At 56.8% G+C, this 16,062-nt stretch carries 17 protein-coding genes; all 17 read left to right on the forward strand.

Translation table 11 applies throughout. The features are described 5' to 3' along the window. Positions 1-6 precede the first annotated feature (6 nt). The 17 genes from ACSEXS_RS06420 (at position 7) to ACSEXS_RS06500 (ending at position 16,050) form a co-directional block, all read left to right on the forward strand. Positions 7-534, forward strand: coding sequence for a hypothetical protein (locus tag ACSEXS_RS06420; RefSeq protein ID WP_438432333.1), 528 nt, complete (start codon positions 7-9; stop codon positions 532-534). 65 nt (positions 535-599) lie between these two features. Further along, entirely contained in the window at positions 600-1,010 is a 411-nt protein-coding gene (locus ACSEXS_RS06425; RefSeq protein WP_438432334.1) for a hypothetical protein, read from the forward strand. A 2-nt stretch (positions 1,011-1,012) separates the two neighbouring features. Further along, positions 1,013-1,312, forward strand: a complete 300-nt coding sequence (locus tag ACSEXS_RS06430; protein WP_438432335.1) for a hypothetical protein — start codon at positions 1,013-1,015, stop codon at positions 1,310-1,312. Then, positions 1,309-5,496 carry a phage tail tape measure protein gene (locus ACSEXS_RS06435; RefSeq protein ID WP_438432336.1) on the forward strand — a complete coding sequence of 1,396 codons (4,188 nt, stop codon included), beginning with the start codon at positions 1,309-1,311 and terminating at the stop codon, positions 5,494-5,496. The genes ACSEXS_RS06430 and ACSEXS_RS06435 overlap by 4 nt, the downstream gene beginning before the upstream one ends. Further along, the gene (locus tag ACSEXS_RS06440) at positions 5,493-6,041 is read left to right on the forward strand and encodes a phage tail domain-containing protein (protein ID WP_438432337.1); all 549 of its coding nucleotides are present in this window, start codon (positions 5,493-5,495) and stop codon (positions 6,039-6,041) included. Before ACSEXS_RS06435 ends, ACSEXS_RS06440 begins: the two co-directional genes overlap by 4 nt. A gap of 12 nt (positions 6,042-6,053) precedes the next feature. After that, positions 6,054-6,452 carry a phage tail fiber protein gene (locus ACSEXS_RS06445; protein ID WP_438433101.1) on the forward strand — a complete coding sequence of 133 codons (399 nt, stop codon included), beginning with the start codon at positions 6,054-6,056 and terminating at the stop codon, positions 6,450-6,452. Positions 6,453-6,474: 22 nt separating this feature from the next. Beyond that, entirely contained in the window at positions 6,475-9,177 is a 2,703-nt protein-coding gene (locus ACSEXS_RS06450) for a hypothetical protein (protein ID WP_438432338.1), read from the forward strand. Positions 9,178-9,190: 13 nt separating this feature from the next. Then, positions 9,191-9,709, forward strand: a complete 519-nt coding sequence (locus ACSEXS_RS06455) for a hypothetical protein (protein ID WP_438432339.1) — start codon at positions 9,191-9,193, stop codon at positions 9,707-9,709. Continuing rightward, positions 9,709-9,831, forward strand: a complete 123-nt coding sequence (locus ACSEXS_RS06460) for a CD1375 family protein (RefSeq protein ID WP_438432340.1) — start codon at positions 9,709-9,711, stop codon at positions 9,829-9,831. The genes ACSEXS_RS06455 and ACSEXS_RS06460 overlap by 1 nt, the downstream gene beginning before the upstream one ends. After that, positions 9,824-10,345: a phage distal tail protein gene (locus ACSEXS_RS06465; RefSeq protein ID WP_438432341.1), complete on the forward strand. Its 522-nt coding sequence runs from the start codon at positions 9,824-9,826 to the stop codon at positions 10,343-10,345. Before ACSEXS_RS06460 ends, ACSEXS_RS06465 begins: the two co-directional genes overlap by 8 nt. A gap of 12 nt (positions 10,346-10,357) precedes the next feature. Further along, the gene (locus ACSEXS_RS06470; RefSeq protein ID WP_438432342.1) at positions 10,358-12,565 is read left to right on the forward strand and encodes a phage tail protein; all 2,208 of its coding nucleotides are present in this window, start codon (positions 10,358-10,360) and stop codon (positions 12,563-12,565) included. A 171-nt stretch (positions 12,566-12,736) separates the two neighbouring features. Further along, on the forward strand, positions 12,737-13,042 hold the full coding sequence (locus ACSEXS_RS06475) for a hypothetical protein (protein WP_438432343.1): 306 nt from the start codon (positions 12,737-12,739) through the stop codon (positions 13,040-13,042). A gap of 38 nt (positions 13,043-13,080) precedes the next feature. Then, a complete protein-coding gene (locus ACSEXS_RS06480) occupies positions 13,081-13,263 on the forward strand; it encodes a hypothetical protein (RefSeq protein ID WP_438432344.1) in 183 nt (60 codons plus the stop codon). 245 nt (positions 13,264-13,508) lie between these two features. After that, complete coding sequence (gene mtrB / locus ACSEXS_RS06485) at positions 13,509-13,730, forward strand: trp RNA-binding attenuation protein MtrB (RefSeq protein WP_438432345.1); 222 nt, start codon at positions 13,509-13,511, stop codon at positions 13,728-13,730. Between the two features lie 80 nt (positions 13,731-13,810). After that, the gene (locus ACSEXS_RS06490; protein WP_438432346.1) at positions 13,811-14,338 is read left to right on the forward strand and encodes a hypothetical protein; all 528 of its coding nucleotides are present in this window, start codon (positions 13,811-13,813) and stop codon (positions 14,336-14,338) included. 109 nt (positions 14,339-14,447) lie between these two features. Next, positions 14,448-15,311, forward strand: a complete 864-nt coding sequence (locus ACSEXS_RS06495) for a heptaprenyl diphosphate synthase component 1 (RefSeq protein WP_438432347.1) — start codon at positions 14,448-14,450, stop codon at positions 15,309-15,311. Positions 15,312-15,321: 10 nt separating this feature from the next. Beyond that, positions 15,322-16,050, forward strand: a complete 729-nt coding sequence (locus ACSEXS_RS06500; protein ID WP_438433102.1) for a demethylmenaquinone methyltransferase — start codon at positions 15,322-15,324, stop codon at positions 16,048-16,050. Positions 16,051-16,062: the final 12 nt, after the last annotated feature.

A 16,062-nucleotide genomic window follows, 5' to 3' on the forward strand; every position in this document is an offset into this window, starting at 1 on the left:
AGTACAATGACTCAGAATATCAACAAAATCGAGCTCGGCCCGGCCATCGTCGAATACGGCGAAGGAGCCGACAAAGTGACGTTTGAAACCACCATCGGCGGCGTCGTGCTGACGACCGAAACGACCTACCGCGAACAAAAGACCGATCAGACGGGCGAATCGGTGGTCGGCAAGCGCATCACCGGACGCAATGTCCATGTAACCATTCCGTTCGGCGAATACGAGCTTGCGATGATTCCGAAGATCATGGCCGGCGCCTCTATCGTCACCAAGAACGGCAATTCCAAGGTAGAGATCAAGACGGGGGTTGGCGTGAATCTGATCGATTCCGCCAAGAAGGCGATCATCAAGCCGCTCGCCCGGCTGACGGATGCCGATTACTGGGTAACCCTGCCGCTGGCTTACAGCGAGACCGATCTGTCGTACTCCTATAACAACGAGAACGAGCGGATCACCAATGTCACGCTGCGCGCCACCCCCGACGCACGCAACATCGTGCTGATTCTGGGCGACGAGACTGTATCGGCCGTCTGATCAGAACTGCGCCGGAGCAGCGGGCTTGAGGCTCGCCGTTCCGGCTCATCCAAGGAGGAACTAACATGCGTTTGAACAAACGGATGCCCGTGGAAGGCGTTACCTTCGGAGAAGGCCAGACGGAAGCCAAAACGGTACCCATTCGCAAGATCACAGTGGGGCAATGGCAGGAGCTCTTTACCGTCATCGAGTCGCTGCCGCAGCTTGTTCTGACCGTGCTGTCGGCTCCGCCCGAAGATCGGGCCGGTTACTTTGTCATTGCCCTTCGGGAATCGCTCGGAGAGGGACTCAGCGTCGTCGCGCTGCTCAGCGGACTCGACAAAGACTGGCTGCGCGGGCATGCTTCGCTGGACGAGGTTGTGGCGTTCTTTACCGCCACCGCGAAAGCGAACAACTTCGGAGCTCTCCTAAAAAACGCGCAAAGCGTCCTGAACCTGTCGGCCGCAGCCAAGGCTCCGCTCCAGGACGCGCTCTAAGCGTGGTGCAATTCTTGGCGGAGGCTGCCGTGCGGCTCGACAAGACCCAGGCTCAGCTTGAGGACGAATACTACGTGATGGATTTGCTGGACGTTCTGGACGCTTTGGACCGACGAAGGGCTCAGGAGGCGCTGGCGGAGCTGAACACCGCCATCATGTCCCAGACGACCGACGCCGAAGCTTTCCGGCGTTATGCCGATCTGCTCCAGCGGCAAGCCGGCTTCGGCGGCGGAGAGAAGGCGGAATTCGACGAGGATAGTTTTGAGCGGGCGCGCCGGCAGCTCGCAAGCGGAAGAGGGTGAGGAAGATCAGTACCGATTTAACGAGAATATCGGCCGATGTCTTGAACAACCTGCGCCGGTACAACGAGTTGTCCGAACGAGTGAGCGGCAGTATGGCGGGGTTGACCCAGCACGCCAGGCAAGCCTCGAGCGCATTGGAGCAGATCGGGCAGTCGGTGGACGCGATCCGAAGTGCAAGTGAAGCGGCCGACGAGTTGAAGGGAAAGACAGAAGCGGCCGAGAAGGTCGCCGATGGGGTAAGAACGGCTTTTTTCCAGATGACACAAGGCATTGAAGCCGCCATTCGGAAATCTATCGCCATTGCCGGCGACTTCGAGCAGGCGATGGCTGGCGTCCGAACGGCAACCGGCGCAACCGGGCGCGATTTCGAGCAGCTTCGCAGCCAAGCGATCCGACTCGGTACCGACACGAAGTTCAGCGCCAAGGAAGCCGCCGACGGCATGGCGGTGCTTGGCCGGCAGGGGCTGTCCTCGACGCAGGTGCTTCAGGCGATGCCGGGGGTGACGACGCTGGCGGAGGCGGCCCAGGCGGAGCTTGGCGCCACCGCCGAGCGAACGGCCGGCCTGCTGCGCGGCTTCGGTCTGGATGCGGCAGAGGCCGGACGCCTGGCGGATGTTCTGGCTCAGTCGTCGCAGGATTCGCACATCGGGATCAACGAGCTCGGTGCGGGTCTCGAGCAGGCGGCACCCTCGGCGCAGAAGCTGGGCGTATCTCTGGAAGATACGACAGCGGCCATCGGTGAGCTGGCCCGCTCGGGAATGGACGGCGAGCAGGCAGGCAGTACGCTTGCCGACATGCTGTCTGCGCTCGCCTCTCCGTCGAAGGAAGCGGCGGAGGCGATGGATCGCCTGGGGCTGTCGCTCCAGACCGGGACAGGCACGATGGTGCCCCTGTCCAATCTGATCGCCCAGCTCCAAGGTGCGTTCGACGGCTTGACCGACGCCCAGCGCGGCGAAGCCGCTGCTGCGCTGGTAGGCCAGGACGCCGCCGACGGCTTGCTGTCGCTTGTGTCGGAAGGCGCCAATACCTTCGACACCTATACGGCGTCGCTGCAGAACGCCCAAGGGACGGCGGCGCAACTGGCCGAGCTACAGAGCAACACGCTGAATGGCTCCATTGAGAGCCTCAAGCAGGCGTTTGCCGCGGCCGGTCTCACCGTGGGTGAAACGTTCGCTCCGGCTATTCAGGCAGTCGTGCAAGCCTTGACCGGGATCATTCTGGGGTTCACGGAGCTGGACCCTTCGCTTAGAGCGGCGATCATCGCTTTTGCCACGATAACTCCGCTCTTAGCGGCGGGCCTGGTGGGCCTCCTTGCGCTGAGGAAAGGACTTAGCCAGGTGACAATGGCTTCCTTGGAAGCGGCGTTGGGTCTGGAGGCGTTGCAGCTCAGCATTCCTCTGCTCGGGGTCATCACCCTGGCCGTCGGCGCCTTGTCGGCTGGGTTGGGAGCGCTGTGGGGCCACTTTCAGGAGAATAAGCAGGCGGCCAAGGAGTTCCGCGAGGAGCAGGCCAAGCTGAATCAGGTACTGAGCGAGAATCCGTTGGAGCGAAACGTTAGCGAATTGGAAGAACTGCGGAACAGGATCCAGCAGATTACCGATGCTCTGGATCAGCGGGCAGCAATTGAGCGTCAAATCCAGGGCATTAAAGACCGAGATTACGGGGTGGGATTCAGTGCCGGATCACAGCGGGCCGTCGATCTCCGCGAGATGAACAAGGAAATGGCGAAGTCGGACAAATTGCTTCACAACCTGGGGTACGACGGGGTGGAGGATGCGACCTCCAAGCTGCAGGAGTTAAAGCAAGCCGTCGACGATTCCACCGGCGCTTTGTTTGAAGAAAAGCGTGCCGAGATCGAGGCGAACGCCGCCAAGAACGCGAAGCTGAAGACGGTCGAAGAAGCTCTCTCGAGCTATAAGAAGCTCGCCGGACAGACAAACCTAAATGCCGATCAAGAGAAAAAGCTCGCCGAAAACATGCAGACGATCAAGGATCAGTTTCCGGATCTCAATACGAAGACGGAGAAGAATGGGCAGCTTCGGATTGCGAATCTGGGGGTTGTGGAGAATCAGATTCAGACGGAACGAACCTGGATGGACGAGGCGATCAAGGCGCAGGTTGCCTTTATGGATAGTCTGATCGCCACAACGGAAGTTCAAAAAAAATCGATTGATGCACAGATCAATAATTACGAGCAACTGATTAAGGCGATGGATGCCGTCGCCGGAAAAACGCCGCAAACCGGACAGTTTTCCGATGGAGCGGTTGCTCCAACCCGGGAACCGGCTTATGGGATTTCTCTTTTGGAAGAAGTCAATTACACCAATCCCATTGTGGCGAATGCGGTATCTGCCAGTGCCAGGAAGGATTCCGAGGCTGCCAAGAAAAAGCAGCGCGAGGCTGCCGATACCCTCAACACTCTCAAAAAGGCCAGGGACAATCTGACCGGCTCTCGAATTAAGATTCCCTCCGATGAAGGAGTGAAGACGGAGAACACCGCCAAAGGCGCCGTCGGAAAGACGCTCGCAGAGGTTCAAGCGGATCAGCGCAAGCAGGCGTATGAGGCCGATCTCAAAACGGTTCGGTACCAGACGGAGTTATACGACTGGAGTGCCGATAAGCAAATCCAGGCGTATGAGGAGCTCGCCGTCAAGCACAAGAAGTACTTGGCGGACAGTCTTGAGGATGAGCGAACGATGGAATTGCAGCTTAAGCGTCTTCGCGAGGATTCCGTCAAGGCCCGCTACGATTTTTCGGCCTCCGTGATCGAACGCCAGCAGAAGAGCATGGAGGATGCGGGCAAGTCGGAACGGGAGAAGGCCAACCAACTGCTGTATCTATGGACGAACGTGCGCAGCCGGTACAGCAAAGATTCCGAGCAGTACATCGCCGCCGACGAACAAGTTCGCCAAGCCCGGACTTCATTAATTCGAGCCATTGCGGAGGAGGAGAGTGAGGCGTACTCCGAACGATCCGATGAGATCGACCGTTCCGTTCGTCTGTTGGAGGATTCCGGCAAGTCGGAGGCGGAGGTGGCGGCTTACCGGATCGAGCAATGGACCAAGCTCCGCGACCAATACGAGGCCAACACGGATTACTACAAGCAGGCGGATGAGCAATTGTACAGCGCGCGCAAGAACCTGATCGATGCGGCGACCAAGCAGGCGGAGGACTTTTCCACTCAGGAAAAAGGACGTCTCGAAACCGCCAAGAAGGCGGCTCTGGATGCGATCGACGAAGAAAAGCGGACTTATCTAAGCTCGCAAAAAGACAAGCTCGACGCGATAGATGCGCTGCTCAAAGCCGAAGAGGCCTTGAACGCGGATGCGGACTACGAAACGGAGCTTGCCGAGAAGAACGCCCGGATCGATCAATTGGCAAGCGCCGTCGGCCCCGACGGAATCGCGGAACGCGAGAAGACGATTCAAGAACGTGACCGGATGGTTTTGGAGCATCAACGTGAGCTGGAGAAGCGGCAGCTCGAATCCCAGCGGGAAGCCTTGGAAAAGGAAACCGCCCGCGAAGAAACGGCTCTCGACGAAAAGAAGGATCGGATCGAAGGGCAATACGATACCCTGATCGGGGCCTTCGAAACCTACTCGAGCGATGTTCAAACGCTCGAATCGTCGCTCGCCGCGTTCCGGGTGTCCGAAGCCGGAAAAGCGAATGCCGCGATCCTCGCCGACCTCGACTCGTTCCTAACCGAATACAAAGGCAAGCTGTCGGTGGTTGAATCGGCGAGAAAGGCTTCCGATCTGGCCGAGTATAACGCGAACAAGGACGCCTGGGAAGCGGCACGCAGACGCGGAGACACCGCAACGATGGCGCAACTCGCCGCGCGAAATCAAGAGATTCGTACTTTATACGGCATTGCGCAGGATACCGGCAAGCTCCAATCCTTCGCCAGCGGCGGCATCGTTCAAGGCCGTTATGGCGAGCCGGTTATCGTCGAGGCCCATGCCGGGGAGATTGTGCTCAATTCGCGGCAGCAGGCGGCGTTATTTGCGGCCTTGTCGGCTCCCCGTTTGGCGTCGGCCGCTCCGGTCGTTCCGGTTACGAATGTTTCGATCGATATGGGCGTCGACCACGTTACGCTGGAGGATCGCGCGGATACGGCCGTCTTCTTCGATGAACGCGCACGCGTGGTGGAACGCTTCCGGGCGATGGGAGGGAAGGAGCTATGATGGATGTTGCCGTTAACGGATTGTGGCTGTCGACAATCGGAGCGTCGTTATATGAGCGGCGTCTCCCGGTCCTGCCGACGAGCGAAGACCATACAGTTAAGCTTGCAGGCGCGGATGGCGTCCTCGATTTCGGCGCCACGTATGCCGCGCGCGACATTGGCCTGACCTTCGAGATTGCCGCCGGACCCTCGGAGTATCATGCAACCATGGCAAATCTCGCTCGGGTGTTTAATGCGCGGCGCGGTGAACTGACGCTGGAATTTGCGGATATGCCCGGAAAGTATTACCGCGCAACCTACGCCGGAACGCTTGCCCTAAGCGGCTCGACCGGCTCCCGTCTCGCCGATGTGCCGCTGCGGATGAACGATCCCTGGCCCGTCGGCCCCGAGCAGATCACAGAGGTTCGGATTACAGGCGACCCCCAGACGATAACAGTCCCCTCGAACTCCGACATGAGCGCTTATCCGGTTATCACGATTCAAAACGTCGGTACGAATACCGTTCACGGCTTAACCCTATCCAACGAATTTCTCGTAGAGGAGTAACAAACCATGGCGATGCAAATCAGCAACTATCTGAGTGCGGCGCTGCTTAATGCAGCTGTGCGCAATACTGCATGGACCCCGCCCGCTGCCGTTTATCTGGCGCTTTATACGTCCGATCCTACGGCGGCGGACACCGGCACGGAGGTGAGCGGGGGCGCTTATGCGCGGCAGACGGTCGCGTTCGTAGCACCGTCGGTCATCAGCGGCAAGCAAACAGTAAGCAACAGCGGAGTCGTATCATTTCCGGTGGCAACGGCCGATTGGGGCCTCGTGACCCACGTCGGACTGCGTTCGGCGGCCACCGGCGGCAATCTGTTATGGTCGATGGCGCTCACGAACCCGCGAACGATCCAGACCGGCGACACGCCGAAATTTCTCGCCGGCAGCGTGATCGTACGCTTCGCACAGTAAATACATGGAGGTGAGCTCTTAGATGGCGCAGCTTTATCCTGCGGTCGCCAATAGCCCGCAGACGGAACTAACCGCGGCAATCCCCGCGGCCGCTACGACGATAACCGTGCTGGATGCGTCCAAACTGCCGGACGGCCCCAATCTCGCCACAATCGGCGTAGACGAGACAGCAGAAACCATTCTCTATACGGCCAAGTCAGGCAACACGCTGTCCGGAGTGACGCGCGGCTTCGACGGAACGACCGCGAAGGCCTGGCAGACCGGAACGAAGATCGCTCGTTACCTGACGGCTTACGACATCAACGCGCTTCAAGGTGTGTCCAACCCAGCGGCCGCTGTTCCGATCACATTGACGCCGGGACAGCAGGTTATCCAAGCAGAGCGACCGTCTCCGCTTCAGCATATGGCGTTTAAGGGACGGACGTTGGTAAATTTGTTGGGGCGCGATGGGAATTTTGAGGACGTAAGCAAGTATACGGTTGTTGGCGGTACTATCGCTTTGGACACGTCAGATTTTAACACCGGATTGTCGTCGATCGTTGCTACGTCTAATGCATCGAGTGGTTCAATTCAAATCAGAAGGACAAATTCGATTGACCCCTCGAAGTTTTACATTGCTGTTGCTATGGTCAAAAACGTAACGACGAACTACGCGTATATCCGTGCATTCAATGCAGATGGAGCAGTTACAATCAAGTCGGCGTTATCGGCAACAGTAAAGACATGGGCTTCTGTTTTCTTCAAACTCGCGCCCGCGGACTTAACCGGACTAACGCAAATCCGTCTTGACGTGTGCGCGGATTTCACAGCTTCTGGCCAACAGGTGAAAGTAGACTCGCTCCGTCTCTACGAAATTAGCGCCGCAGACTACGCCGCTATTGACTCCATGACCGCTGACCAAGTCGCTGCACGTTGGCCCTATACAGAGGGGATTGTATCCGTAGATCGGGTATGGATGAAGAAGAGCGGTAAGAATCTGCTGCCTCCGTTTACGGATTCGCGATGGACGTTACATGCCAACGCCAAGGCTATCGAGCCATATAAGCTAACCGTCAATGTCACGGCCTCAGGACAACTATCGCGCGTAGCGGTTCCGGCGTTGCCTAGCCAGCAGTACACATTGACAATACCGGCAACGGCGCATATTGACGTGGCGTTTATAAACTCTTCTGGGGCAAATGTATATAAATTCACCAAAGGCAATAACTCCGCGCCATATACGTTCACGACAGACGCGGATACAGCTCAGATTCAAGTAACGATCTATGCTAACACATCTTCCGGCATATTTACGTTCGCCAATCCGCAGATCGAACTCGGCAGCGCCGCAACCGCCTTTGTCCCCAATACCGACCAATCAATCTACTTGACCAGTATCCAAGCGGCGGCCAACGTTGATGGCAGCGTAGCCGATCAGGTGTATCAGGACGGAGACGGACGATTCCGGGTGATGCGGCGGTTCCGGACGGCGGACTTGTCCGGCGACCTTCCGTGGCTCCACTATAACAACTTTACCGGTTTCAAGCGTGTCGGTGTGGCATCGGGAATTTCTGCGGTGGCTGGTAGCGGAATAGCTGCAAAGTATGACAGCAAACCGCTAACCGTTGCAGATACGGCAAACGCGGCTGATCGTGTGGCGGTGAACGCGTCCGAGTTTATAGTCTCCATCTCCAATGCGGAAAGCGGATGGGGCGACAGCTACACACCGACAGCCGACGAGATCAAGGCGTATTTCCTTGGGTGGAAAATGTTCATTTGGACCCAACCGGCTACAACGGCATATAACGGTACGGGAACGAAAGGATGGCTGTATCGAAAAAATGGCGTTACCCTTAACGGTGATTCCGATGCCGACGGGTGGACGCAGACCTTGCCGACGACGCAAGCACCGAACTGGACACCATGCCGACTCCAATACCAGCTCGCCGCACCGGTCGACGAGCAGATTACGCAAGAGGGCAGTATATCGCTGCATGCCGGACAAAACCTCATCGAGGTCGGGACGGGCATTGTTGTGCGGGAGCGAGCTGACCCACGGTTTTACAGTGCGGCTTACTGGATTAATGCACCGTCTCTTGGCGGTTCGCTCCGCTATCGCCCCGGAAAGATCCTAAACATAAAACGTGACGGTAAACGTGATTTAGCATGGACGATCTTTTACGACGGGGTTTGGCAAGCGAGTTGTGCAGCGGCCAGCTTCGACCCGTCCGCCGTCTATAGCGTCACCTACCTCACCTTGGATACGTACAAGCTCGGCATAGCGCCCGACTCCATGACCGCCGATTACGGACCCAACCTGCGCGGAGCGGTGGATGCGGTTGTGGAGGCGTTGCCTGCACTGTCTGCTCGGCTGGATGCGCTGGAGACGGGAGCCGCGAGCAAGGACGCGCCGGGGTGGATTACGCCGACGCTGCTCAATGGGTGGTCCAATCGGGGGCAAGGAACTGATGCGCCTGCCTCTTATTTCCGGAATTCTTCGGGATTTGTTCATCTGCGCGGCATTGTGACAGGTGGAATATCCGGAACACTCTATACGTTGCCTAGCGGATACCGACCGCTTTACGCTGTCCAAGTTCTTGCTATGTCTGTTTCATCCGGAGGCACATTAATAACTGGCTACATTACCATTTCCCCTAGCGGAGCACTCTTCCTGAATGCGGGAATGGCGGTCGGTGCTGGTAGTGTAGTCTTTCTGGACGATATCACATTTCAAGCCGGACAATAAGGAGGGATGAACCTTGAAAGAAGCCATTATCACCGATACATCCGGCCTGTACGTGGACGTGACGCTGACCTCAGACAGTGACCTTGGCGTAACACCAATCTACGAGACGCCCGCGCCAGACGAACCGGATGCCGAACCCGCCGAACCCGTGCTAACCAGTTACCGCGTGGCCATACCGGTTACGCCGGGCCTGTATAAGCCGCGCTTCGACCTGGCGGCGTGGGAAGCGTATCAAGCGGCGATCACAGCAGCGAGGGAGGATTATGCGGCCGCTTATGCGGAGTGGTCGACCGAGGACGAGGAGACGCGAGGCGAGCCGCCTATGTTCACCCGTCCGGAGCCACCGACATTATGGCTCGAGGGACTGACGCCGGAGGAAATCGCTGCGCTACACCCGGAACCGCAGCCGAGCGAAACAGACGCTATCCATCTCGCGATAGCCGAACTTGCCCAGGCGCAAGCGAACGATATCGACGCATTGCAGCTCGCACTTGCGGAAATCGCTACTTTGCTTACGGGAGGTGAAGCGTAATGGTCCGCATTTACGTTGATTTGATCGGCAAAGGGCTGTGGACGATCGAGAACGTCCCGGCCCGCTGGAAAGCGGAGGTGCAGGCGGCGCTCGACGTTAAGGAGGCGGAGGCCGGTGTTTAATCGTAGCGCTTTCGGGCGTGTGTCATTTAACCGTCCGTTCTCCTTGGATGCTTATCTAAATGTAACCGTCGAGTCGCTCACGGAGGCAAATGCTCGAATCAACGCAGAAATTCCGGTATCGATCGTAATGGAGTCTATATCGGAATTCGCAACCTCGCTCATACGCGAGATTCCGGTATCCTTCGTACTTGAATTCGCCAGTGAGTTCGCAGCATCGATGGTTCGCGAGATCTTGGAAGCATCCTCTGCGGATTCTTCCACAGAGTTTAATGTCACTGCAACGGTGACACACATGGACCGGGTTTTCTATAACGGCGACATCGCGCCGGGTGACCGACTAATCATCGATATGGCACGCAAAACCATCACGCTAAACGGGGTTAACGTGCTCGATAAGATGAACGGCGAATTTTTTGCCCTGATTTTTGGCGACAACGCGATTAAGTACGAAGACAACGAAGTAGCTCGGACATTGCTTACGCGGATTACGCATCGGGACAAATATCTGTATTGAGGAGGGCGCGGATTGACGGAATTTTTGCAATCCTACGATAAAAATCGCAAACGGATCGGCGTCCTCGTCGATGCGTATGACATTACACGGACACGGCGCATTAATGCAGACTATACGCTCACCTTTTCGGTTCCTATGGCATCCGACGATTATCAGGAAAAGCTGCCGCTCAAAGGACATGTCATGGACGAGCGTGGCCAATATTACGTGATCAACAGCCGCAGGCGGTCGCGAGATGGACGCAAACGGATCGCCCAAATCTCATGCACTCACGTTATGTTTAAGCTCGCCGATTACAAGTTACCGAACGCATCCTATATCGATGAGGCCTACGGGGTTGGCATTTCCGAATTAACAGCGCTCCTATCGACTGCGACCGGTGGGCGTTTCCGTTTCGCTGTGGACGATTCGTTTGATCTTGTAGACGTAAAGAATTTTGGCGGCGGTAACTGCCTTCAAGCCCTCAATGACATCGTTAATCTCTACGGAGCTGAGATTGAGCCGGACAACTTAACGGTTCATTTGTGCAAACGCATCGGCAATTCGACTCAGTCACTGCAATATCGCATAGGCAAAAACATCGTCAGCGCGACCTATACGGATGACGGAAACTCGCTTTGCACGCGTCTGTTCGCGGAGATGAAGGACTCCCGCACGTGGATCGGCCAGCCAGCCTCGATTCTGACAGAGGAGGAGAGAGCGCTTCTCTCTGCTGTCCCAGGCGCAATCGTCGACGGAAAACTTGCGGTCAACTATTTGATCTCACCCTATGCTGGTATATGGGCAAGTGACAGTGTCCCGTTCTACGACGATACACTCCAAGAGCAAGACGTTACCGACCCTTTGAAGCTGCTAGAGGTTGCAAGGAAACGATTGAGAGAGCGAGAGGTACCGGCGTTGGAGATATCGGTGTCGGCCGCGGACTTGTTTAAGCTTGATAAGTCTGAGCCTGTGCCGGGGCTTGGCGATACGGTCATGCTTGTAGATCCGGAGATGGAACTGACCAGTATCACCGCGCGTATCACGGAATTGACCGAGTACCCGTACGCCCTGGATCAGCATTCGCAAGTTACCGTATCGAATGTTGCTCGACGCGATTTCGGCCAAATCCTCGCCGATTTGGAATCATCACGCCGGGAGATTGAGCAGGCATTCAGCGGAGGACGGATTCGGACCGAGGCATTCGAAGCTGCCGCGAAACAGGCGATCGTAGACATTTCAAATTCACGGACCGAGCTGATCTATCCGGCGGAAGGCGGCATTCTTGCGCAAGATAAAGCAAATGCTTTGCGACAGGTTCGTTTGACCTCCGCTGGTTTGGGGATCTCGACGGATGGGTGGAAAACGGTTCGCAGCGCTATTACAGCCGATGGGATTGTGGCTGAGCGGATCGTAGGTCAGGCGATTAATGGCGTATCGCTCGTTATTGGCAGCGGCAACGCCGTCACCAAGATTAATCCCACTGGCATCTCCGCAGGGCACGAAGATTTCAGCAGCGCACCGTTTCGCGTGGATATGGCGGGGAACGTTGTGGCAAATAAGCTTACGGCGAACGCCGCGAGCATCGCCAATTCAACGTTTAATAGCGGCCAGATCGTAGGCTCGTCCATCAATGTCGGGAACGGGATGTTTACGGTGAGTTCTGCTGGTGTGATGAGCGCAGTAAATGGGTTTTTCAGTGGATCGATTTCAGCGTCTACAATTAGTGGAGGAATGATTACAGGCACTACGATTCAGACTCAGGCTAACGGTAGAAGGATACAGATTGATACGACCGGTCTATTTCTTTATGGTGCGGACAACGTAAGGCGACTTAGCTTTTTAACAGCTGAGGGGCAGTCTAGCGGAGGTATCATCTTTGCAGGACCGAGCGGTGCTGGTGCTGGGATTATAATTGGAACAGAGGGGGTAATGGCGATCTCTTCTAACAGTGCCTTATTACTTGCTGCTCCCAATGGAACAGTTTATTTTCAGGGTTCGGTTGACTTCGGTAATGCGATCGTACAGAACATTCCTATATCGGCAATTGCCACTTTATCGCAACAACTGTCATCGAAAGCTGACGTATCCGCGTTAGCCTCAAAAGCAACCCAAGGAGATCAGACGGAATTGGCAGGGGGACATAATCATGGCATTAAGAATGGAACGGTCCTACTAACACAAGGTGGAGGTACAGTAGTCTGGTCGGCGTACGAAGGGCACACTCACAAGCAGACTTAACGATTTTTTACCATAAATCATTATATAAACGAAATGGAAAATATTATCCAGTATTTTGGATGGATAATATTTGTAGAAGTTTATTGCAGGGTTTATCGCAGGGGCGCTAATGTTCGGGGGTGTATCAGTATACGCGGAAACAGGATTGCGATTGAAGGGACGAAGATAACGGTGGAAAATCAAACGACGGTAGCGGGATTAACTGATTCAGAGAGAGCGGGGCTAGAGAAAGAGATGAGTCTCTGTAAAACGTTACTCATTGCCGCCGATGAAGGAGATTTGCCAGGACTCGAAAATTCATTGGCCATTCAGCTAGCCATGCCAGAAAACGAACGTGTCCCAGGCCAGGTTGACGGCCTGACGATGAAAATCGCTTCCAAAAAAGCGGAAATCGCGGATCTGATAGCAAGGAGAGAGGAATTAGAGAAAAAACTCGGGATCACCCAATATCAGCAATCGCGCTCGAAGACTCGTTAATTACAAGTGCCTTCATTTACAAAACGGGAGGATCGCACATGAAAGCACGCGCACTAATCGAATGCACCATCGACACCGCTTCGCCGGTTTCCGAGCTGGCCGCTGCGATTTCCATCGTTCTCGCAGCTCTGCCGGATGAGGCTACGCGCTTGGCAACGTTGGAAGCGTTAGGCGATGAGATTGATCGTACCCTCGCGGCCCAATCGACTGAAGCGGACTGACAAATCCCTTTTAACTCTGACCATCCCAACAGATACTCGCAAAGGCATAATGCTCCCCAACCCATAGGCGCAATCGATTCGGCTCCCAGCCGTTCGCGTGCGCTTTTTTGCTTTTTCCGGACCTCCCCTCGTTCCTTGTTCAATGAAAAATCCCACCCATCAATCCCCTCCCTCCGTTGACTTCCCAACCGGATTCCTTCATCATGGAGACGAGCAAATGCAGGAGGAAGGAAGGCGAAACGACAGTGGAGCCGAAAGAATTTGAATACGTCGTCATCAAGGCCAAAGAGAACGGCGTTCATGTCATCGGCCTGACCCGCGGCCAGGACACCCGATTTCACCACACCGAAAAGCTGGACAAAGGCGAGGTGATGATCGCCCAGTTTACCGAGCACACGTCCGCGATCAAGGTGCGCGGCAAGGCGACGATCCTCACCCGCCACGGCAGCGTCGAATCGAATGAGTGACCGAGCAAAAAAAGCGGAATAGCCCGCTTTTTTTGTTTGTACAATGAGGTATGACGCCCTTTTGACGGGAGGGAAGCCTCGTGAATGGTCTGGCCCGCTATGCCTTGTTTGCCCTGTTATCCGCCGCGATCGGCGTCGGCCTATCCCAATTGCCCCGGTTCGACGCCGAAGGGCGGAGCCGGGCTGTGTCGGTTCCGGCGGATGCCGGGCGGGAGGTGCTCACCTCGGACAACCTGGTGGACCGGCTGGAGGAGCTGCCGTTCTATCTGAATGTGAAGCATGTCACCTGGGAGACCTCCATGCTGACCGTGGATTTTTCCGCACCGGCCGCGGTGGATGTCGCTGCAGCTTACACCGACGTGTATAAGCTGATGAAGTGGGGACTGACGGACACAGTCAACGTGCAGGAGGTGCGCGTCCGCATCTATGCCAAATCGGTGGAGCCCGGGGCCCAGCCGCCGCTCCTGGTTGCGGCGGATGCCCGCCGGGAGGATGGGATTCGCTTTACGGACAGGCAGCGGGAATCGGCCGATCAGGTGAAGCGGTTCCTCGAATCTCGATGCCGCCTCACGGTCACGCAGAGGTGGAAGAGCATGCTCGCGCGCTGAGCAAGGCACGATAGCGGAAGCGGGCCGGAATGTGCGCATCCTTCGGGGTTATGTTATAATTATGTGTCGATATGAAGAACGATTTGGGACGATTGCCTGGAGGAGCGGAATGACCATTACTCACATAGAACAGCTGACGAAGCGTTACACCGAATACGATGTGATTCAAACGCATACCGATCTTCCGGACTTTCCGGAATTTCGCATCCGGCTTTTGTTTGCCTTCCTGGAAACGGCGGGTCCCGCTCCGACCAAAAGCGAGCTGTATTCGCTCGTCACCGCGATTGTGCAGATGGGGCTGGATACGCACGATGAAGTGCCGGTGCGAAACGACGACAAAAGCAAACCGGAAGCGCGGTCCCGGCAGCTGAAGGTGCTGGCCGGCGATTATTTCAGCTCGCGGTACTACAACCTGCTGGCGGAAGCCGGCGAGGTGGCGGCCGTGCGGCTCCTCGCTGCGTCCGTCTGCGAGATCAACCGGCTGAAGGTCAGCCTGTATACGGCGATCCGCCAGATGAAGCTGTCGGCCGAGGACTACCTGCGGCAGAAGGTGCGGATCAAGTCGGAGCTGTTCCTGTCGCTCTCCGGCCTGCTGCCCGAATGGGCCCGCCGGGCCATGACCGAGCTGCTGCACGGCGTTACGCGGCTGGAGGTGCTGACCGCGGAGAAGAACCGCCTGACGGCCGGCGAGTCCATTCAAGGGAGCTGGGCGTTCTGGCACATGCTCGATCGGGGCACCAAGGAAGAACAGAAGGCGCTGCGCAACGGAGCGGAAGACGGCTCCCGGCTGAAAACCTTGCTGCTGAAATACAAGGTCGGGGCCGAGCTGGATCGGCTGCTTCAGGACCAACTGGAGCAAGTCGCCGCGAAGCTGAAGGAGCTGACCTCCGAACGGATGCTGCCGGACCTGCAGCCCTTGTCCGAGCTGATCGGGCGCTGGATGAACCGGCCCCGCATATTGGAGGAACGTTGAGGTGAGCAGCATGAAACCCGTGAAGCCCAAGGAAGAATTCGTGCATTCCGTCTTTGAGAACATCGCGCCGAAATACGACCGAATGAATGACATCCTCAGTTTTCAGCGCCACCGGTATTGGCGCAGGTTTACCATGGACAAGCTGGCGCTCAAGCCCGGCTTCTCCGCGCTCGACCTCTGCTGCGGCACCTGCGACTGGACGATCGCGCTCGCCGAGGCGAGCGGCAGCGGCCGGATCGTCGGCCTCGACTTCAGCCGCAACATGCTGGAGGTCGGCGAGGCGAAGGTAGCGGAGGCCGGGCTGTCCGGCCGGATTGAGCTGGTTCAGGGCAATGCCATGCAGCTTCCCTTTGCGGACGGCTTGTTCGATCTGGTCACGATCGGGTTCGGCCTGCGCAACGTACCGGACATCGAGCAGGTGCTGCTGGAGATGCAGCGGGTGGTGAAGCCCGGGGGACGGGTCGTCTGCCTGGAGCTGTCCAAGCCGACCTGGCAGCCGTTCAAGGCCCTGTACTATTTCTACTTCCGGCAGGTGCTGCCGCTGCTCGGCAAGCTCATCGCCAGACGCTACGAGGAATACAAATGGCTGCCGGAATCGCTTATCCAGTTTCCCGACCACCGGCAGTTGGCTGAGCTGTTCCGCCGGACCGGACTCGAGCACGTCGAGGCGTACCCGCTGACCGGGGGCATCGCCGCTTTACATATCGGCACCAAGAAATCACCCACCAAGACCAAGTAGATCCGAGGGACG

The sequence above is a fragment of the Gorillibacterium terrae genome (assembly GCF_051594785.1).
Classification (GTDB): Bacteria; Bacillota; Bacilli; order Paenibacillales; family NBRC-103111; genus Gorillibacterium.

Bases quoted from the DNA above. Each gene is read 5' to 3' on its own strand.
- ACSEXS_RS06440 (WP_438432337.1), top strand. From the start codon at position 5,493: ATGATGGATGTTGCCGTTAACGGATTGTGGCTGTCGACAATCGGAGCG.
- ACSEXS_RS06500 (WP_438433102.1), top strand. From the start codon at position 15,322: ATGAAACCCGTGAAGCCCAAGGAAGAATTCGTGCATTCCGTCTTTGAG.
- ACSEXS_RS06495 (WP_438432347.1), top strand. From the start codon at position 14,448: ATGACCATTACTCACATAGAACAGCTGACGAAGCGTTACACCGAATAC.
- ACSEXS_RS06480 (WP_438432344.1), top strand. From the start codon at position 13,081: ATGAAAGCACGCGCACTAATCGAATGCACCATCGACACCGCTTCGCCG.
- ACSEXS_RS06420 (WP_438432333.1), top strand. From the start codon at position 7: ATGACTCAGAATATCAACAAAATCGAGCTCGGCCCGGCCATCGTCGAA.
- ACSEXS_RS06450 (WP_438432338.1), top strand. From the start codon at position 6,475: ATGGCGCAGCTTTATCCTGCGGTCGCCAATAGCCCGCAGACGGAACTA.
- ACSEXS_RS06445 (WP_438433101.1), top strand. From the start codon at position 6,054: ATGCAAATCAGCAACTATCTGAGTGCGGCGCTGCTTAATGCAGCTGTG.
- ACSEXS_RS06425 (WP_438432334.1), top strand. From the start codon at position 600: ATGCGTTTGAACAAACGGATGCCCGTGGAAGGCGTTACCTTCGGAGAA.
- ACSEXS_RS06460 (WP_438432340.1), top strand. From the start codon at position 9,709: ATGGTCCGCATTTACGTTGATTTGATCGGCAAAGGGCTGTGGACGATC.